This window comes from Gordonia sp. 852002-51296_SCH5728562-b, assembly GCF_001665475.1.
GTDB lineage: Bacteria > Actinomycetota > Actinomycetes > Mycobacteriales > Mycobacteriaceae > Gordonia > Gordonia sputi.
This window is the reverse complement of sequence record NZ_LZMI01000087.1, coordinates 1-18,611: the sequence shown is the minus strand read 5'-3', so window position 1 is coordinate 18,611 and position 18,611 is coordinate 1. Positions and strand designations below refer to the sequence as shown.

The following is an 18,611-nucleotide window of genomic DNA, read 5'->3' as shown; positions in this document are numbered from 1 at the left end:
TTTGTCCGCCATCAGTGCCCGGTCGCTGGCTGGGTTCAGAGGAGTTGATGGAAGATGTCGAGGGTGACGTTCCACTCGGCGCTCCCGGGGTTTTTGCGGTCCGGCTGGACAGTGACGAAAGTGCGCGCCAGCGCCACGCTCAAGCCGCCGGCAATCAGCGGCAATCTCTGCTCGGTTCTCTCGGAGAGGGCTACGTCCAAGGGCGGTTGGGCCGCCAGTTGGTCGAGCAGAGGTTGTAGTTCGATCTCCTCGTCCAGCTTCTCGAATCGGTCGATGCTCTCCTGCAGCCCCTTGGTGATCGGCAGGTCCCACGGTTCGATCACGTCCCGCAGGTTTGCCTTTGCCGAGGCCTTGCCGATGAGGATCACGTCGTAGATCTTGTCGTCGATGAAATCTGTATAGCGTTTGAGATCGTTCCGGTCGACGTGCAGTCCAGCCGCTACCCGGAAGAACCGCTGGAATTTTGCAGTGCCCATCACTGGCATGTCGTCAGCTCCTCTCGAAGTATTCATGGATTTGTCGTACCGCCATCGCTCCTTCACCGACAGCAGATGCGACCCGTTTTACCGAGCCGCTGCGGACGTCACCCGCTGCGAACAGACCGGCCCGGCTCGTTTCGAGTGTTCTCGACGGCGGGGCGTCGATTCTCTGGTTGCCGTCCTCACGGACGGGGACGGCGTCCACGCCCGTGAGGACGAAGCCGTGATCGTCGAGCGCGATCGCGTCGGTCAGCCACCCGGTATGCGGCATCGCCCCGATGAAGACGAACAGAGCGTGCACCCGGATCCTGGCCTTGTCGCCCGTGCGATTGTCCTCGATTGCAATCTCTTCGAGGTGCTTGTCGCCGTGGACCTCACGAATCTCGGCATTTCGGTGCACGGTCACGCGCGGATGGCGTTCGATCTGGTCGACGAGATACCGGGACATACTTTTTCCGAGGTCGTGGCCGCGGATGAGGAGGTGAACGTGGGAAACTTGGTCTGCGAGGAAGACGGTGGCCTGTCCGGCGGAGTTTCCGCCGCCGACGATGGCTACAGGGTCGGTGCCGCACAGCCGCGCTTCCTGATGGGTTGCGGCGTAATACACGCTTCTCCCCTCCAGTGCCTCGATTCCCGGAACCGTCAACTTGCGATATCGCGCCCCGGTGGCGAGCACGACCGCCCGGGCGCGGATCTCGCCGCCGTCCGCCAGTTGGAGCACATGGTTCCCGCCCTCGGATCCCAAACCGGTCACCTCCGCCGACACGAGAAGGCGGGTACCGAACTTCCCGGCCTGAATCACGGCCCGCTCCGCCAATTCGGCACCGGAGATCCCCGCCGGAAAGCCCAGGTAGTTCTCGATCCGGGAGGAGGTGCTAGCCTGCCCACCTGCAGCGATCGACTCCAGTGTCACCGTGTTCAACCCGTCGGATGAGCCGTACACGGACGCGGCCAGACCCGCCGGTCCGGCACCTACGACGACGAGGTCGCACACGTCGTGCGCTGCGTCCGGGACCGGAAGCCCGACGATGCGGGCGAGTTCGGCGTTCGTCGGATTGCGCAGCACCTTCTCGCCGTGCCAGATCACGACGGGAGTGTCCTCTGGGGCGACACCCAGGCTTTGCAGCAGTTGCTCCGCCCGTTCGTCTTGCTCCAGATCGATCCATTTGTGGGGCAGCCGGTTGCGCATCGCGAACTCGCGAAGCCGCAACGTGTCCGGGGAATAGCAGGAGCCGATGATTCGGAACCCCGAACCGAGCCCGATCAGTAGGTGCCGGCGCACCAGGTAAGCCCGCAGGATCAGATCGCTGAGCACGAGGTCGTGGGCGACGAGCTCGCGCACCCGCTCGGCTGGGACGACGAGCACCTCGCCGTCCTCGATCGCCTCGGCGGTGAAGAACGCCACCTGGCCATCCAGCAGTCCGAGCTCGCCCAGGAATCGGCCCGGACCGTGCAGGCGCAATATCCGACGCTCACCGTCCTCGGCGCCCTCGTCGATGATCGCGACCTTGCCGGAAAGGACGACGAAGAAGTCGCTGCTGCGGGTGCCCGCTCGAATCAGCCGGGCCGGTAGAGGCCGTTCAGCTTGCTCGACTCGGCACCGATCGAACGAATCTCCTTCGAGATACGGACCACCGCGTCAGAGTCACCAGCCGCTCTCGCGGTAGCGAGCTGGTTGAACAGGGTCGAGGTCAGCAGTCGCAACGTCTCGGACGTGACGCCACGCTCAGCGTCAGGGTCCGGCTGGTGGGCGTCGAGGTACCGGCGGACGGCGAGCTGAGCAGCCTGCCGAGATCGGTAGCCGAGTTGATCGGCGACATGCTGCCAGGTTGCGCCGGTCGCCCGAAGCTGTAGCCTCAGACGATCGTCGGTCGCGTCGTCGACGCCGAGCGCCACCGCCAGATCGGCGTGGGCCTGCCGATAGGTCTGCTCGTCTCCCATCGCGATGTCGACATCGAAGTACGCGCTCACTTCGTCGACGAATCCGATCTCCTCGCCCGCGAACTTGCGAGCCGAACACTCCAGGGCGCGCAGATGAGCACCCACGAAGGCTGCGCGGTCGGCATCGAGATCAGCAGGTAGTTCCGCGGCCAGTTCGCGGGCGCGCCGCGCCAACTGTGCGGGTTCGGGTGCCGGGGCGGCTGCGATCTGCGCCCGTAGGGTCGGGTCACCGGTGTAGGCGTCCACGAATCCTTCCTCCAGGCGGTCGAAGGCCAGCCCCAGGCGGAGGTAGTCGGTCACCAGCAGATCGGATGCCATGACCGAAGATTACCCATCAGGTGTGTGGATGCTCACGTGAGCGTGTTACCTCGACGCAACCAACGCGGCGCGACTTCGATGTTCACTCGATGACAACATGCAGACTCCTGTGCCTTCAGCAGCGGGCACAGCTGCACAGGAGGACACGACGGATGACGACTGGCCTTTTGACGATCGCGGCCGACATGGTCTCGCCGGATGCTCGTATCCGGATTCGTGGAGCAGTCGAATACCTGCGACTCGAGGCTCACTGCGATTCGGTCCTGGTCGCGTACAAGAACTCAGCCGAGGGCGACTACACGATCGTCCAGAACAGTGGCTACCCCGAGCAGGTCGCCGAGCATCTCACCGGCGAGATCGAACAACTGCCCGAGTTCCGGCAGCAGTTCCGCGACTACCAGGCGGTCAAGACCTGGGAAGACGTCCCCGAGTTTCCCGCCTCCTACAGTGGTGCGCGGATCCTTCGACCAGTCGGCTTCAACAACGGTTTCCTGATGGTCCTGCATGACCGCCAGGGACGCACGGTCGGGATGTGTCAGGGCAATATTGCCGGCGATCGGTTTGCCGGGACAGCCAAGGAACTCCTGGAGACATTGCGCCCGACGTTCACCGACTTCGCGGCGCGCCACCATCAGCGCAGTGCATTCGGGCTGACCGCCCGCGAGAACGAGATCCTCAACCTCCTGCGAAAAGGCTTGTCCAACTCCGAGATCAGCGACACACTCTTCCTGTCCTCCCGCACTGTGAGCACCCACGTCGAGCGGATACTGCGCAAGCTGGGTGTCAACAATCGTGTCGCTGCGGCGGTGCGTGCCACCGAGATCGCCGGCCCGGCTCCCTCGCCTGAGTAGCTGCCCGTGGCTGCGAGCCCTTCGTAACATTCCGTAACACGGAATACGTCAGTTTACGTATTCCGCAGACCCTTTCACGCTTCCTAGAGTTGAGGAACCGTGATTCCCCTGTGCGACAACAGCGCACAACACCCCACACCGACGCTTCATCACCCCTTCCCATCGCACCAGCGGAGAAACAACAGCTATGACCCGTGTCCCGGGTTTCCCACCGCATCAAGAGGTTTCGACGCAGCGGGTCAGTCGACGCGTCCGAAAGCCACTCGCCGCGCTCTGCATCGCGCTTGCCGCCGCTTTGATCGTGCTCACCGGCTGCAGCCGCGAAGAGGTGCACACCGGCAACACTCTTGTCATCGCCATCGAATCCGAGGCCGACGTCCTCGACCCGCAGGTTGCCGGCGGTTGGGTGACGTGGCGCATCAACCGGCAGATCTTCGAGCCGCTCGTGGACGAGAACCTCAGCATTCCGTCAGCCGAGGCGACGGTACCGCCGCTTCGCCCCGGACTCGCACAATCCTGGGACGTTTCGCCCGACGGATTGCAGTACACCTTCCACATCCGCCACGGCGTCCGTTTCCACGACGGCACCCCGCTCGACGCTGCGGCGGTCGAGTACAACATCCGCCGCATGTGGGACAAGAGCGCACCGCAGTACTCGGCCAAGGCGGCCGGTCAGACCAACTTCGTCTGGAAGTTCACCAGCGATGTGCGGGCGGTGGACAAGTACACACTCGTCATCCGACTCAAGCAGCCCTTCTCCGAGTTCCTGCGGATGTTGGCCCAGGGCGGCAACGGTTCGACCGCGATCATCAGTCCGGCTGCGTTGCGGACCTACGGCGAGGACATCGCCGACCATCCGGTGGGAACCGGACCGTTCAAGTTCGTCAAGCGAGTACGTGGCGAACGCATCGAACTCGCGCGCAATCAGGACTACTGGGGTCAGGTGCCCTCGATCAAGGGAGTCGTTTTCCGACCGTTGCCGGATGCGTCGGCACGAACTGCTGCGCTTCGTAGTGGCGACGTCGACATGATCGCGGTGCCCAATCCGGACAGCATCGCCAACCTGGTCTCACAGGGCTACCAGCTCTCCGAGGGACGCCCCCCACATGTCTGGTACCTCTCATTCAACATGCACGATCCGATCATGGCGCACAAGGAAGTTCGGCAAGCGCTCAATCTCGCGATCGACCGCGAGGGCATGGCTCGTGACCTGCTGCGCGGATCGGTGAATCCCGCCTACGGCGTTCAGGCACCGGCCAACAACGCCTATGTCCAACGTACCGACGCCTACGCACGCAACCTCGACCAGGCACGCACTCTGTTACGTCAGGCCGGCTACCCACACGGCTTCACCACCACGTTGACCACGTCGGTCGACGGATCCGGACAGATCATCCCCAGCCAGATGGCCGAATACCTGCAGCAGAATCTCGCCGAGATCGGAATCGACCTGAAGATCGATACCCAGGAATGGATTTCGTACCTGAGCACTTGGGCGCAGGGGGCGGCCCCCGGTGTCGGCATGGCGCAGATGTCGTGGGGTATGACCAGCCCCTACTGGCTCTACATCGCGACATCGTCTGCACTGCAGGCACCCAACGGGCCGAACGTCGGCTACTACACCAATCCCCGACTCGACACCGCGATGGACACCGCCATCCGCTCCACCGATCCCCAAGTCGCCACCGACTGGTGGCGGCGTGCCAACGACATCGTCACCGAGGACGCTGCCCTGGCCCCGATTGTCAATGACAAAGCCCCGTATGTCCTCGCCCCCTATGTCACCGGATTCGTCTCGGCAAGCGAGGAATGGTACGACCTGACGAATGTGAGGCTCACGCAGTGATCTCCTCTGACACACTACTTTTCACGATCTGCAGACGACTCTTCTCTACCGTCCTCGTTCTCCTCGGCGTCAGCCTCGTGGTATTCCTGCTGCTGCAACTGGTGCCCGGCGACCCTGCGATCACCATCCTCGGCTCGGGCGCCACCGCGGAGTCCGTCGCCGAGATCCGCGCCCAACTCGGCCTCGACAAATCTCTTCCCCTCCAATTCATCGACTATCTCGGTGGACTGTTGCACGGCGATCTCGGACGCTCGCTCACGATCAACGCGCCCGTCACCGACATCATGGGACCACGTTTTGCCAACACCCTGATCCTGACCGGCGCAGCACTATTGCTCTGCATAGTGATCGGCGTTCCGCTCGGAGTGCTCGCCGCCCGCAAGCAGTACAGCATTTTCGACCGGATCTCGATGTTCGTCGCCCTCTCCGGAGCCAGCGTCCCGGTCTACTGGTTCGGCCTGCTCTTGATCGGGTTCTTCTCGATTCGGCTCGGTATCCTGCCGACCTCCGGCATGTACAACAGTCGCAACCCGGGCGGCCTCGGTGATCTGTTGACCCATCTGCTGCTACCGGCCCTCGCCGCCGCGCTCGTCCCCCTGGCGGTCATCGCCCGGATGACCCGCAGTGTGATGGTCGAAGTCTTGCAACAGGATTACATCCGAACCCTGCGGGCCTCCGGACTGACCGCACGCTCAGTGCTGTGGCGACATGCACTGCGCAACGCCCTGCCCCCAATCATCAACGTGATCGGACTCCAGATCGGCTACCTCCTCGGTGGTGTCGTCTTCGTCGAGGTCGTCTTCGGTTGGCCTGGCCTCGGCCAGCAGCTCTACACCTCGATCACCCAACGCGATATCCCGGTCGTACAGGCCGGGGTCCTGTTCATCGCTCTCGCTTTTGTCATCGTCAATCTCCTTGCCGACACCGCGGTCGGACTGCTCGATCCCCGCACTCGCAGAAAGGTCGGAGCATGAGTGTCATCACCGGCGTCACCCGCACCATCAAGAACGTCGCACAAACACAGGCCCCCGCGCCCACCCCCACCGCCACTCCGTCTGCGTGGCGACTAGCGGTGCGCGCATTCTGCCGCGATCGAGTTGCTCTCGGCGCCATGATCATCCTGCTGTTGATCACCGCCGCGTCGATCTGCGCACCACTGCTCACGCCGTACAGTCCGGTCAGCGGCAACCCGGTCGATCGCCTCGCCGGCATCGGCACCCCTGGACATCCACTCGGCCTCGACGGCCAGGGACGAGACATCGCAGCCCGGCTCCTCTACGGCGGGCGCAACTCCCTGCTGGTCGCGGTGGCTCCGGTGGCAGTCGTCTTCCCGCTCTCCCTGTTGATCGGCCTGTTCGCCGGGTACCGCCGCAGTCGTTCCGGTGAGATTCTCATGCGGATCCTCGATGTGCTCTTCGCATTCCCGTTGGTGTTGTTGGCAATTGCTCTGGCCGCCGTTCTCGGCGCGGGGCTGAACAATGTGATGATCGCGATTGCCATCACCCTCATCCCGTACATGGCGCGCGTCGCCTATACCGCAACCGTCCAGGAGTCCGGCAAGGAGTATGTGGAAGCGGCACGGGCATATGGCGCAAATCCGTTGCAGGTCATGTTCCGTGAGATCGCACCCAATGTGATCGCCCAGCTCGTGGTGTATGCCACCACGCTGTGCGGACTCATGGTGGTGGTGGCCGCTGGACTCAGTTTCCTTGGCGTCGGTGTCATCCCACCCATGCCGGACTGGGGAATCATGACCTCCGACGGATCGAGTGTGGTGCTTGAGGGCGTCTACCACATCGCGACAATTCCCGGTTTGGTGATCCTCGTCGTCGCCTTGTCGTTCAATCTCATCGGCGACGGCATCCGCGACGCCCTCGACCCACGGAAGCAGACGAGCGCATGACCAACATTCTTGAAATTCGCTCTCTCAGCGTCGATTTCCAGACCGATAGTGGCGTTGTGCACGCGGTCGACGGCGTCGACATCACCGTCGGCGACGGCGCCATTGTCGGACTGGTTGGAGAATCCGGCTCCGGTAAGAGCGTCACGTCCTTGACGGTACTGGGGTTGCTCGGCTCGAGCCGGGCCAGGATTCGCAGCGGAACGATCACCTTCCGCGGTGAAGATCTCCTGCAGAAGTCCGAGCGTCAGATGCAGGCCATCCGTGGCCGGCGGATCGGTCTGGTCTCGCAGAATGCGCTCACCGCGCTCGACCCGTCGTTCACGATCGGAGCACAGCTCATCGAGGTCATCCGCCACCACCGCGGGGTCGACAAGCGTTCGGCCAGGGCACAGGCGCTCGAAGCCCTCGAACTAGTCGCCCTCCCCGATCCCAAACGCCGGATGTCGGCATACCCGCACGAGCTCAGCGGCGGCCAGCGACAACGCGTGGTGATCGCCCTGGCCCTGTCCTGCCGACCAGATCTCCTCCTCGCCGATGAACCCACAACCGCTCTCGATGCCACCGTGCAGAAACAGATCCTGGATCTGCTGCTCGATATCAACCGAGAACTGGGCACCTCGATCCTGCTGGTGACACATGATTTCGGGGTCGTGTCACATGTGTGCACCGATGTCACCGTCATGCGTCGCGGCATCGTCGTGGAATCCGGCACCACCGAGTCGATCCTGTCGCATCCCACCCACCCCTACACCCAGGGCCTGATGAAGGCAGTGCCCCGGCTGCACCTCGACGACTCGGCCCGCGCAGTCCCGCGCGCCGACCGCCGCCTGTTCGAGTTCCACGACCCCAGTTCACAGGAGACCGCCGATGTCGCATGAGGAACCGCTGATCACCGTCCGGAATCTGCGCAAGGTGTTCCGGGTCCGGGGTGAGAACAAGCGCGCCGCAGATTTCGTGGCCGTCGACGATCTCAGCTTCGACATCTGGCGCGGCGAGACCTTCGGCCTCATCGGGGAGTCCGGATCGGGGAAGACGACAACCGGGCGGATGATTCTCCAGCTCGAACGCGCCACCGCCGGTTCGGTCCTGTTCGAGGGCAATGAGCTGACCACCCTCGGTGAACTCGACCTCCGCCGGTTCCGCAGGCAACTCCAGATCGTCTTCCAGGACTCCGGATCGGCGTTCAATCCTCGCCGCAGCGTCGGCAGTCAGATCGCCTACCCGCTCACCCGTTTCGATCGCATCGACGCCACCGAGGCACGCCGACGGGTGTTGGCGATCCTGGACCGGGTAGGGATGGAGTCCTCGCACTACGGACGCTACATCCACGAGTTCTCCGGAGGCCAACGACAACGTCTCGGGATCGCTCGTGCACTCATTCGTGAACCGGACTTCCTCGTGCTCGACGAGCCAACCGCAGCGCTCGACGTGTCCGTGCAAGCCCAGATCCTCAATCTGCTCAAAGATCTCCAGGCAGAACGAGATCTGGCCATGCTCCTCATCACCCACAATCTCGCACTTGTAGAGCACATGTGCGACCGCGCCGGAGTTCTCGATCGTGGTCGACTCGTCGAGTGCGGCCCGGTCGACGACCTGCTCACAGCGCCTCGCACCGAGGTGACCCGCACACTTGTCGCCGCCGTCCTGGAGCCGGAGGCAGCGCCGGCTTCCGAACAGTCAAAGGAGACCGCGTGACCCCGACGACAGAGACCCTCGATCCGGTTCGGGCCGCGCTTCGCGCCATCGAAGCGGGCGACGAGCACATCCGTGCCTTCGTTGAGGTCTACACCGACACCGTATCCGCTCAGGTCGAGCGCCAACCGGCCACGGATTGGGCGCCACCACTGTCCGGCGTCCCCATCGTGGTCAAAGACCTCTACGACATCGGCGGTCGCGTCACCGGCAACGGTTCACCGGCCAGCCCACCGATCCCCGCCCGACGTGACGCGCAGGCAGTTGCGCGTGCACGTGCAGCCGGAGCCGTCGTGGTCGGCAAGACAGCGACCCATGAGTACGCCTATGGCGTCAACACACCTCCGACACGAAACCCGCACGACCGCAGCAGGATACCGGGCGGGTCGAGTGGCGGAACCGCCGCAGCCATCGCGGCCGGTATGGCGACAAGCGGGCTGGGTACCGATACCGGCGGCTCGATCCGCATTCCCGCAGCGCTGTGTGGAGTCGCCGGCATCAAACCGACGTACGGTCTCGTCGGCCGCAGCGGGATCAGCGCGATCAGCTTCACCCTCGATCACGCCGGCCCGCTCGGCCGATCGGTATCCGACACCGCAGCCCTACTGCAGGCGATCATCGGCCCGGACCCCGCCGATCCGTTCAGTATCGACGGCGGCACATTGGACGTCCTCGCAGAACTCCACCGCGGCGCTGACGGACTGCGGATTGGCTTGTGCGAAAACTACTTCTGTGATCGACTCGATGCAGACGTCGCCGACGCGTTCGCCGCCACCGTCGCCGGACTCACCGCAGCCGGCGCGCGGATCGTCCCGATCGAGGTTCCCGGACTCCATGACTGCCCGGAGCTGCTGACCACGATCGCCTCGGTCGAGGCGCTGGACTGGCACACCGCCCAACCCGGCATCGACGGCGCGCAGTACGGCCCCGACGTCCGCGCCGCGCTCGCGATCGGAGCTTCCCGGTCCGCAGTCGACTACGCCCGCGCACAACGCGGACGGTCAGCCCTGACCCAGCGCATCAACGCGATCTTCGATGACATCGATCTGCTCGTGTCACCCACGGTCGCGATGACAGCGCCGGAGTTCGGCAGCGACCATGTCGAACTCGGCGGAATACGCACTCCGATCCTCGACGGCCTCAACGCACTCACCATCCCGGCCAACCTCGCCGGAATCCCGGCGATGAGTGTGCCGTGCGGCCGCGGCACCGACGGTCTGCCCATCGGCTTTCAGATCATGGGCCCACCGTTGTCCGACCCGCTGGTCATCGGGCTTGCCGCCGCAATCGAATCACGTCAACCACCCACCCCGGAAGGACATCACGATGGATATCCAGATCACGACCCGCACAGCAGCCCCGCTCACCAGCGGGCAGATCGCTGACCAGTTCACTATCGCCGGCCTGGTTGTCGACGACGCGCGGCTGTCCGCAAACGCCGAAACCTACGCCGCCACATTGGCGTTGATCCGCCAGGCCAGTGTGATCGGCCTCGGCGAGACCCCACCGGCTGTCGCCTTCAACGCGTCCTGGACCTGATACGCCCCCTGCCCCGCCCCGCCTGCCCGAAAGGTGAAACCGTGAACCTGTACGAACTCCCACTCTCCGAGATCTCCGCCAAGATCCGCGCTCGTGAGATCTCCCCGGTCGAAGTCGTCGAGTCGTCGTTGGCCCGGCTCGCCGAAGTCGAACCCGCGATCACCGCCTTCACCACCGTCACCGCCGACGTCGCACGCACCCAGGCAGCCACCGCGGAGGCCGAGATCGCGGCAGGCAATATCCGAGGCCCGCTGCATGGGATTCCGTTGGGCGTCAAGGACCTCTACGACACCAAAGGCATAGCCACCACCTCAAGTTCCGAGCAACGGACCAGCTATGTTCCCGAAGCCGACAGCGCCGCCGTCAGCAAGCTCTACGACGCGGGCATGGTGTTGATCGGCAAGACGGAGACCCACGAATTCGCTTACGGTGCAACCACGCCGCGCAGTGGAAATCCCTGGGATCCCAGCCGCACACCAGGAGGTTCGAGCGGCGGATCGGGCGCCGCAGTTGGTGCCGGGGTCGTACACGTGGCACTCGGCAGCGATACCGGCGGCTCGATTCGTATCCCGGCCGCCGTGTGCGGAACCGTCGGTCTCAAGCCGACATTCGGGCGCGCACCTCGCGTCGGCGTCGCGTCGCTGTCCTGGTCACTCGATCACGTCGGGCCGCTCACCCGAAACGTCCACGACGCCGCATTGGTCATGGGCGCCATGTCCGGTTACGACCGCCGCGACCCCGGTTCGGTCGACGCGGGGGTACCCGACTTCACCAGCCACATCGCCGACGGCGTGCAAGGGCTTCGCATCGGCATCCCAACCAACTTCTACACCGAGCATGTCGAGGACGAGGCCCTTGCCGCGGCACGGTCGGCAGCCACTGTCCTCGAACAGCTCGGTGCGACGTTGGTCGAGGTGGCGATCCCCCATGCCGAGTACATCCTTCCCACCGAATGGGCCATCTTGAGCCCGGAGGCCAGCGCATATCACATGGATGCGATGCGCAACTCGCCGGAGCTGTTCACCGACGAAGTCCGCACCTTCCTCGAACTCGGTGAGGTGATGCCCGCGGTCGACTACATCAATGCCCTCCGGTTGCGGACACTCATCCAGCAGGGCTGGCGGGACATGTACGAGTCCATCGACATCCTGCTCGCACCGACCGTGCCCGGCGTCGCCGTGCCGCGCGCGGACGCGTTCTTCCGTTGGGCGGACGGCACGATCGAAGGCGCCACGGCCGCCTACAGTCGGATGTCTGCGCCCGCCAACGTAACCGGGTTGCCCGCATTGCAGGTGCCTGCGGCGTTCTCGGCCGAGGGACTACCGCTAGGCGTCCAGCTGATCGGCCGGCCGTTCGAGGAGGCGACGATCCTGCGGGCCGGGTACGCGCTGGAATCCGAAACCGACGTCGTCGGACGTATCGCACCCGTTGCCACATCGGTGGCCTCGTGACCACCGCGCCACCCCGAATCATCGATACGGTGGTCGGACACGAATCGGATACCGCAATCAGCGCGGAACTGCATGACCTGCGCCACCGCGATGCGGTCGATTACATCCATCTTGATCCGGCCGACCTCGACCGGCGGCGGCTGCGGATCACCAGCGAGTACGGCACCGACTACGCGGTGCGACTACCGCGAGCGGGCACTCTGTCCGACGGTTCGGTCTTGGTGCTCGAACCAACGCTCGCGGTCATCGTCCGGGCCGGTAGGCCCAGACACCTGCGTCTGCGTGCACGTTCGGTACCGGCTGGGATTCGGATCGGCTTTCTGGCCGGACACCTGCACTGGAAGTGCGAGCAGGCAGGTGACACCCTGGTCGTCGTGCTTGAGGGAGCCGAACACGACTATCGTGAACGACTCCGATCAATCATGGACACAGGCGATCTCGAGGTTATCGACGATATTGAGCTGGGTGCGGGCTTCCCGAGCACATGACCGATACCCGACAGGTCCTACAGATGATGCGTCTGGGCGACAGCGCATTCCCGGTCGGCGGATTCGCATTCTCGTCCGGTCTCGAAAGTGCCGTTCGGGATGGTCTGGTGTGCAGTGACACAGCTGTGGCCGGTTTCGTCGTCGAGCAGTTGGCCGGCCGGTGGCACGCCCATGATCGCGTGTTGATGCGATCGGCATGGATGGCCGACGATCCGGCGCGGGTCGATCGGCAGGCGGAATCCGCCTGTGTGCTCGACACTTTGCGCACTGCGTCCACCCGTGCGGGTATCGCGACCCTGGGCACCTTCGCCGCGCTGGGGGTCGAGGCCGCAATCGCCTACCGTGAGCGCGTGTTGAACGGCACTGTCGGCGGCCATCTGCCAGTGGCCCAGGCGATCTGCCTACACGGATTCGGGTTGGGGCGCACCGATGCCGAGCATGTCTGTGCATGGCAGTTCGCCAACGGAATAGTCAGTGCCGCAGTCCGACTCGGCGTCGTCGGCCATATTCAAGCCCAGTACATCCTGAACGAGGTGGGTGTGGCCCTGGTCGATCTGCTCGATGCCACACCACCGACCACACCGTGCGGATTCTCCTGGTTCGCCGACATCGCCACCCAACGCACCGGCGACGGACTACGCCTTTTCGCCAGCTGAACTCACCCAGAACCCAAAAGCCAAGGACCTGCATGCACCTGACACCGACCGAATACGAACGACTCACGATCTTCACCGCTGCGGAAATGGCCCGGCGCAACCTGACCCACGGCGTGCGGTTGAGCCATCCCGAGGCAGTCGCACTGCTCACCGACGAGATCATGCTCGCCGCGCGGCGCGATCTGCCCTACGACGCCGTCGTCGATCACGCTGCGCACGTCCTCACCACCGACCAGGTCATGCCCGGTGTCGCCGACATGATCGGCATCCTGATGGTCGACGCCCCCTTCGACGAGGGAACCAAGCTGGTATCGGTCATCGACCCGATCCTCCCGGGCGCGGACCCCGCACCCGGGTGCACCATCGCCGCGCCGGGTGAGATCATCACCAGCGAGGGCGATGTACGGTTCTTCGAGTCCGACATCGTTGCGGTGACCGTGATCAACCGGGGCGACCGTGATGTCCAGGTGCGCAGTCAGGCTCATTTCGCAGAAACCAACAGCGCGCTGGAGTTCGACCGCTCCGCGGCGTGGGGCCGAGCACTCGCGGTGGCCTCGGGCGCCGGGGTTCGCTTTGAACCGGGTGTTCCCGTCACCGTCGACCTCAGACCGCTGGCCGGAAACCGGATAGCGCACGGATTCTCCGGCCTCGTGAACGGGCCGGTCGATCGATGACCGCAATCAGCAGACGCGCCTACGCACGCATCTACGGACCCACCACCGGCGACCGCATCCGGCTCGCCGACTCCGACCTGACCGTCGAGATCGAGGATGATCGGACCATTCCCGGGTATGAACTCGTTGCGGGCGCCGGCAAGTCGGTTCGCGACGGCGAGGGGTATCAACCCACAGCCACTTCCTCGGACGGCGCGCTCGACTACGTGCTCACCAACGCGACCATCATCGACGCAGTATCCGGAATCATCAAGGCCGACATCGGCATCCGTGATGGTCGCATCGCCGGGATTGGCAAAGCCGGCAATCCTGACACGATGCCCGGAGTGCCCCCCGAGATGGTCGTCGGGCATATGACCACGCCGATCAGCGCGGAAGGGATGATCGTCACCGCAGGCACCATCGAGACCCATGCGCATCTGATCTCGCCGCAGCAGTCCGAACACGCATTGGCCACCGGCACCACCACGCTCATCGGGGGCTCGCTGGGTACCTCGTTCGAGGTCGGCACCGGCGGCACCCGCAACCTCGGACTGTTCCTGCAGGCCGCCGAGTACTCCCCGGTCAACTACCTCGCTTTCGGACGTGGGTCCTCGGATGTGCGGGCCAGCCTCGAATCGGTTGCGGCCGGTGCGGGAGCGGTCAAGATCCATGAGGACTTCGGGGCCATGCCCGCGGTCATCGACGCCACCCTCACCGCCGCCGACACCGCGGACTTCGCGGTGCACCTGCACACGGACTCGATCAACGAATTCGGATTCGCCGAGGACACCATGGCGACGATCGGCGATCGGACGATCCACATGTATCACGTCGAAGGCGCGGGCGGTGGGCATGCGCCCGATCTCATCACCTGCGTAGGTCATCCCAATGTGATTCCGGCATCGACCAATCCGACCAACCCGTTCACCAAGGCCGCCCTGGACGAGGGCATCCCGATGACCATGTCGGCGCACAACATGAACTGGGCGGCCCCCGAGGATGTCGCCTTCGCCGAGGCACGTATACGCCCACAGACGATGCTGGCCGAGGACTTCCTCCACGACCTCGGCGCCATCTCGATCTTCGGCAGCGACACCCAGGGCATGGGCAGACTCGCGGAGAACACCGCCACCTGCTGGCGTCTTGCAGCGGTGATGAAGCAGCGGGTCGGGCGTCTGCCAGAAGAACACACCGCTGCCTCTGACAACGAACGCGTCAAGCGCTATATCGCCAAACTGACCATCAATCCGGCGATTTCGGTCGGCGTCGGCGAGCACCTCGGCTCGGTCGAGACGGGCAAGATCGCCGATCTCGTCATGTGGGCGCCGGCCTTCTTCGGCGTCAAGCCGCAGATGGTACTCAAGAACGGGTTCATCGCATGGGCCGCCGCGGGCGACGCGGCCGGCAGCATCGTCAGCTCACAGCCCATCGCCGTCCGCCCCAACTGGGGAGCCCTCGGCTCGGCCGTCGCAGAACTGGGATTCACCATGATGTCCCGGCTGGCCATCGACGCCGGGGTGCCTGACCGCCTGGGCCTGCGCAAGAAGGTCCTGCCGATCGCCTCGGTCCGTTCGCTGCGCAAATCCGACATGGTGCGAAACGCCGCCCTGCCGCACGTGGAGGTCGATCCCCGCACCTTCGAGGTTCGGGCCGATGGCGAACTGCTGCACGGCGAACCGGCCACCCATGTCCCGTTCTCCCGGAGGTTCCTGCTGCGATGACCACGTCCACACCGGCACGCGGGGTCGCCGCCGCGCGCATCGGCGTCGGCGGCCCGGTCGGGTCCGGCAAGACCGCCATCGTCGAGCGACTCATCGCCGAATTCGACCACCGAGGCCGCTCCATCGGCGTTATCACCAACGACCTGGTGACGATCGAGGACGCCGAGCGAATCCGCCGTTCGGGTTTGATCGATCCGAGACGGGTACGCGCAGTCGAGGCAGGCGGCTGCCCACACACCGTGATCCGCGAAGATCCGTCGATGAACGTCGCGGCCGCGGACGAACTCGAACGCGACTTCCCCGGCATCGAGGCGATCGTGTTGGAGAGCGGCGGCGACAATCTGGCCTCCACCTTCTCGCGCGACCTCGTCGACTTCTGGATCTTCGTGATCGACGTTGCCGGGGGCGGCGACATTCCCCGCAAGCGCGGCCCCGGGGTCATTCGCTGCGATCTGCTGGTGATCAACAAGACCGATCTCGCCCCGCACGTGGGCGTCGACCTGGACCTGATGGTCGCCGATGCCGCCCACGTACGCAACGGGCGCCCCGTACTGACCACCAATGCCCGCGACGGCGTCGGGTTCGATCACCTGCTCGATCACCTGGACCGCGAAGTTCTGTTCCGGTGAGCGACATCGATCTCGCCTTTGGCCTGGCCGGTGGCGAGACCGTGCTCACGCGACGGCGTCACCGCTGGCCCTTTCACGTCGGAAGGCTCTTCGGTCCCGACGACGACCCCTACTCCACGCTGATCCTGCAGAATGTCGCCGGTTCGATGATCCCCGGCGACCGGGTTCGCAGCCGGTTCGATCTGGGTGCAGGCACCCGGGTCGCGCTGCGCGGCCAGGGTGCCGTGACAGTCGCGGGTGTGCCCGGCGGGGCGGCAAGCCAGGAATGGTGCACGATCCGCGCGGGTGAGGATGCCTGTGCCGTCGTCGACACCGGCTTGCGAGTCGTCGGACCATCAGCCTCGCATCGTCAACGCACCTACCTCACACTGGCCCCGTCCGCGAATGTGATCCTGGTAGAGGCGACCGCGATCCATCCGTCGGTCGACATCGGCTCCGGCGGCATCGTCGACTCGGCGATCACCGTCCGCATGTGCACTGACCGACGCTGCGCCGCCGTCGATCATCAACTACTGGCCACCGCCTCATCCCCACGGCAGTTCCGCGCCTTCGGCAGCGTGTACGCCCTCGGTGCTGCGGCAGCCGATGACCCTACCGAGGACCTGCGTCTACTACTTGAGTCCCTGGAGTCCGACACACGCGTCTACTGTGCGGTCGCGCGACTTCCGCACAGGCTCGGGCTGATCGTCCGCGCCGTTGCCGAAGACGGAGGGGTCCTCCGAACCTTCCTCTCCGAGGTGTCCCAGATCACATCGGCCGCGATCACATGCGTGACCCGCCATGATTCGCCCACGTCACCACTGCACGCGCGGAGCCCGGGGATAGAACCGGAGAGGATGCCCATATGCTGTAGCCCATGACGAGCAGGTCCGAGTCCCCCACGGTGGCCGGAAGTCGCGCCTGATGGCCCGCCACACCACCGACCGCGATCCCAGTCTGTACCTGGAACTCGATCGCAAACAGTGGCGTGACCTGCGGCAATCAATGCCGATGGTGCTCAATGAGAACGAGCTCGCCGACCTGGTCGGTCTCGGTGAACAGATCGACCTCGACGAGGTCGCCGACGTCTATCTGCCCCTATCCCGCCTCATCCACCTGCAGATCGCGGCCCGCCAGCGGCTGTTCGCCGCGACGTCGACGTTCCTCGGCGACCGGCAGACCAACCGGCAGGTGCCCTTCGTGATCGGCATCGCCGGCAGCGTCGCGGTGGGCAAGTCGACCACCGCTCGCGTGCTGGCCGCGCTACTGGCGCGCTGGGAATCCCACCCCAAGGTCGATCTGGTCACCACCGACGGATTCCTCCTGCCCACCGCCACGCTGGAGCGGCGAGGAATCATGCACCGCAAGGGTTTTCCGGAATCCTATGACCGTCGGGCCCTGCTGCGGTTCGTCACCGAGGTCAAGTCCGGGGCGCGCGAGGTGACCGCCCCGGTCTACTCGCATATCGCCTATGACATCGTTCCCGACGTATATCACTACGTGCGTCAGCCCGACATCCTGATCCTTGAGGGCCTCAACGTCTTACAGACCGGACCTACGTTGATGGTGTCGGATCTCTTCGACTTCTCCATCTACGTCGACGCGAAGATGGACGACATCGAGAAGTGGTATGTGTCGCGCTTCCTGAAGATGCGGACCACGTCGTTCGCAGACCCCAACTCACACTTCCACCCCTACGCCTCTCTGACCGACGAGCAGGCGACGGCCGCCGCACGGGACCTGTGGATGTCCATCAACCGACCGAACCTCATCGAGAACATCCTCCCGACGCGACCGCGGGCAAGTCTGGTGCTACGCAAGGACATTGATCACTCCATCAATCGAGTGCGGTTACGTAGAGACCCTGGAGCCGGTCTTGCATGTCGGCGAGCATGACCTCGGCGATGTCGGAGGTGATTGAGGCGGGCAACTTCTCGCCGACCAGCGACGGGTCAACGCGCTCTACGCGCAGGTGGTTGATGTAGCGGTCGATGAGATCGCCGCCGTCGGTGCGTTGCTCCCAGGCAATCGCGTCAGCGCGGGTCTTCTTCTTGCTCTTGGGGATGGCTTCCGCCTTGGCCAGCCGGTCGGCGTAGGTGTCGTAGTGCCATGCCTCGAACGCAGCGGGCAGCCACTCATCACCGGGCGGGACCGGGCTCGGTGCGGCGGGCACTGCGCTCAGATCGGTCACGTGACCGCTATCGGTGGCGTGGCGCTTGCGGTAGGCGCGCTGGTTGCACCGGCGCGAGCAATAGAGCGCATCGCTGCGGGTGGCGTAGTAGGTCTCGCCGCACTCGATGCAGTCGGCCTGGGATGCGGGCATGGGTCACACAATACCGAGACCAGTAGCTGTAGAGCGATGGGTAGCAGCCACGTGGGTAACAGGGGGCTGGTGCACGAGTAGGTGACATCTGATCTGGCTTGCCCTGCCGGGCGGCCTGGAAGGATGCCAGCTGTGCCCA

At 64.8% G+C, this 18,611-nt stretch carries 19 protein-coding genes and 2 pseudogenes; 16 read left to right on the top strand and 5 right to left on the bottom strand.

Annotated elements, in window-relative coordinates; translation table 11 throughout:
* Window positions 1–35: 35 nt before the first annotated feature.
* From A5766_RS16025 to A5766_RS16015, 4 genes and pseudogenes are all read right to left on the bottom strand, one after another.
* The gene (locus A5766_RS16025) at window positions 36–476 is read right to left on the bottom strand and encodes a DUF1931 family protein (protein ID WP_197501504.1); all 441 of its coding nucleotides are present in this window, start codon (window positions 474–476) and stop codon (window positions 36–38) included.
* 13 nt (window positions 477–489) lie between these two features.
* The gene (locus A5766_RS16020) at window positions 490–1,845 is read right to left on the bottom strand and encodes an NAD(P)/FAD-dependent oxidoreductase (protein WP_231894677.1); all 1,356 of its coding nucleotides are present in this window, start codon (window positions 1,843–1,845) and stop codon (window positions 490–492) included.
* 15 nt (window positions 1,846–1,860) lie between these two features.
* Window positions 1,861–1,980: pseudogene (locus A5766_RS25080) on the bottom strand (hypothetical protein); the annotation flags it as partial.
* A gap of 356 nt (window positions 1,981–2,336) precedes the next feature.
* Window positions 2,337–2,738: pseudogene (locus tag A5766_RS16015) on the bottom strand (DUF885 domain-containing protein); the annotation flags it as partial.
* Window positions 2,739–2,890: 152 nt separating this feature from the next.
* Here A5766_RS16015 and A5766_RS16010 point away from each other — a divergent pair.
* The 16 genes from A5766_RS16010 (at window position 2,891) to coaA (ending at window position 18,045) form a co-directional block, all read left to right on the top strand.
* Window positions 2,891–3,589, top strand: coding sequence for a response regulator transcription factor (locus tag A5766_RS16010; RefSeq protein WP_064905402.1), 699 nt, complete (start codon window positions 2,891–2,893; stop codon window positions 3,587–3,589).
* A gap of 187 nt (window positions 3,590–3,776) precedes the next feature.
* Window positions 3,777–5,435, top strand: a complete 1,659-nt coding sequence (locus A5766_RS16005; RefSeq protein ID WP_082965540.1) for an ABC transporter substrate-binding protein — start codon at window positions 3,777–3,779, stop codon at window positions 5,433–5,435.
* Window positions 5,432–6,409 carry an ABC transporter permease gene (locus tag A5766_RS16000; protein ID WP_231894676.1) on the top strand — a complete coding sequence of 326 codons (978 nt, stop codon included), beginning with the start codon at window positions 5,432–5,434 and terminating at the stop codon, window positions 6,407–6,409. Before A5766_RS16005 ends, A5766_RS16000 begins: the two co-directional genes overlap by 4 nt.
* Window positions 6,406–7,338: an ABC transporter permease gene (locus A5766_RS15995; protein ID WP_064905400.1), complete on the top strand. Its 933-nt coding sequence runs from the start codon at window positions 6,406–6,408 to the stop codon at window positions 7,336–7,338. Before A5766_RS16000 ends, A5766_RS15995 begins: the two co-directional genes overlap by 4 nt.
* Window positions 7,335–8,216 carry an ABC transporter ATP-binding protein gene (locus tag A5766_RS15990; RefSeq protein WP_064905398.1) on the top strand — a complete coding sequence of 294 codons (882 nt, stop codon included), beginning with the start codon at window positions 7,335–7,337 and terminating at the stop codon, window positions 8,214–8,216. Before A5766_RS15995 ends, A5766_RS15990 begins: the two co-directional genes overlap by 4 nt.
* On the top strand, window positions 8,206–9,033 hold the full coding sequence (locus tag A5766_RS15985; protein WP_064905396.1) for an ATP-binding cassette domain-containing protein: 828 nt from the start codon (window positions 8,206–8,208) through the stop codon (window positions 9,031–9,033). The genes A5766_RS15990 and A5766_RS15985 overlap by 11 nt, the downstream gene beginning before the upstream one ends.
* A complete protein-coding gene (locus A5766_RS15980; protein ID WP_064905394.1) occupies window positions 9,030–10,415 on the top strand; it encodes an amidase in 1,386 nt (461 codons plus the stop codon). Before A5766_RS15985 ends, A5766_RS15980 begins: the two co-directional genes overlap by 4 nt.
* Entirely contained in the window at window positions 10,357–10,569 is a 213-nt protein-coding gene (locus tag A5766_RS15975) for a hypothetical protein (protein ID WP_064905392.1), read from the top strand. The genes A5766_RS15980 and A5766_RS15975 overlap by 59 nt, the downstream gene beginning before the upstream one ends.
* 41 nt (window positions 10,570–10,610) lie before the next feature.
* Entirely contained in the window at window positions 10,611–12,020 is a 1,410-nt protein-coding gene (locus tag A5766_RS15970) for an amidase (RefSeq protein WP_064905390.1), read from the top strand.
* On the top strand, window positions 12,017–12,508 hold the full coding sequence (locus A5766_RS15965; protein WP_064905388.1) for a hypothetical protein: 492 nt from the start codon (window positions 12,017–12,019) through the stop codon (window positions 12,506–12,508). The genes A5766_RS15970 and A5766_RS15965 overlap by 4 nt, the downstream gene beginning before the upstream one ends.
* Window positions 12,505–13,164 carry an urease accessory protein UreF gene (locus tag A5766_RS15960; protein ID WP_064905385.1) on the top strand — a complete coding sequence of 220 codons (660 nt, stop codon included), beginning with the start codon at window positions 12,505–12,507 and terminating at the stop codon, window positions 13,162–13,164. The genes A5766_RS15965 and A5766_RS15960 overlap by 4 nt, the downstream gene beginning before the upstream one ends.
* Window positions 13,165–13,196: 32 nt before the next feature.
* On the top strand, window positions 13,197–13,838 hold the full coding sequence (gene ureB / locus A5766_RS15955) for an urease subunit beta (protein ID WP_064905383.1): 642 nt from the start codon (window positions 13,197–13,199) through the stop codon (window positions 13,836–13,838).
* A complete protein-coding gene (gene ureC, locus A5766_RS15950; protein ID WP_064905381.1) occupies window positions 13,835–15,541 on the top strand; it encodes an urease subunit alpha in 1,707 nt (568 codons plus the stop codon). The genes ureB and ureC overlap by 4 nt, the downstream gene beginning before the upstream one ends.
* A complete protein-coding gene (ureG, locus tag A5766_RS15945; protein WP_064905379.1) occupies window positions 15,538–16,170 on the top strand; it encodes an urease accessory protein UreG in 633 nt (210 codons plus the stop codon). Before ureC ends, ureG begins: the two co-directional genes overlap by 4 nt.
* Window positions 16,167–17,030, top strand: a complete 864-nt coding sequence (locus A5766_RS15940; protein WP_064905378.1) for an urease accessory protein UreD — start codon at window positions 16,167–16,169, stop codon at window positions 17,028–17,030. Before ureG ends, A5766_RS15940 begins: the two co-directional genes overlap by 4 nt.
* Before the next feature lie 43 nt (window positions 17,031–17,073).
* Window positions 17,074–18,045: a type I pantothenate kinase gene (gene coaA, locus A5766_RS15935; RefSeq protein WP_064905376.1), complete on the top strand. Its 972-nt coding sequence runs from the start codon at window positions 17,074–17,076 to the stop codon at window positions 18,043–18,045.
* Here the strand turns inward: coaA and A5766_RS15930 are convergent.
* Entirely contained in the window at window positions 17,987–18,472 is a 486-nt protein-coding gene (locus A5766_RS15930; protein ID WP_064905374.1) for a hypothetical protein, read from the bottom strand. The two genes, coaA and A5766_RS15930, sit on opposite strands and share 59 nt — an antisense overlap.
* Window positions 18,473–18,611 lie beyond the last annotated feature (139 nt).

Coding starts and splice junctions, on each gene's coding strand:
- A5766_RS16025 (WP_197501504.1), bottom strand. CDS start 476: ATGGGCACTGCAAAATTCCAGCGGTTCTTCCGGGTAGCGGCTGGACTG.
- A5766_RS16010 (WP_064905402.1), top strand. CDS start 2,891: ATGACGACTGGCCTTTTGACGATCGCGGCCGACATGGTCTCGCCGGAT.
- A5766_RS16005 (WP_082965540.1), top strand. CDS start 3,777: ATGACCCGTGTCCCGGGTTTCCCACCGCATCAAGAGGTTTCGACGCAG.
- A5766_RS15995 (WP_064905400.1), top strand. CDS start 6,406: ATGAGTGTCATCACCGGCGTCACCCGCACCATCAAGAACGTCGCACAA.
- A5766_RS15990 (WP_064905398.1), top strand. CDS start 7,335: ATGACCAACATTCTTGAAATTCGCTCTCTCAGCGTCGATTTCCAGACC.
- A5766_RS15985 (WP_064905396.1), top strand. CDS start 8,206: ATGTCGCATGAGGAACCGCTGATCACCGTCCGGAATCTGCGCAAGGTG.
- A5766_RS15975 (WP_064905392.1), top strand. CDS start 10,357: ATGGATATCCAGATCACGACCCGCACAGCAGCCCCGCTCACCAGCGGG.
- A5766_RS15960 (WP_064905385.1), top strand. CDS start 12,505: ATGACCGATACCCGACAGGTCCTACAGATGATGCGTCTGGGCGACAGC.
- ureB (WP_064905383.1), top strand. CDS start 13,197: ATGCACCTGACACCGACCGAATACGAACGACTCACGATCTTCACCGCT.
- ureC (WP_064905381.1), top strand. CDS start 13,835: ATGACCGCAATCAGCAGACGCGCCTACGCACGCATCTACGGACCCACC.
- ureG (WP_064905379.1), top strand. CDS start 15,538: ATGACCACGTCCACACCGGCACGCGGGGTCGCCGCCGCGCGCATCGGC.
- coaA (WP_064905376.1), top strand. CDS start 17,074: ATGGCCCGCCACACCACCGACCGCGATCCCAGTCTGTACCTGGAACTC.
- A5766_RS15930 (WP_064905374.1), bottom strand. CDS start 18,472: ATGCCCGCATCCCAGGCCGACTGCATCGAGTGCGGCGAGACCTACTAC.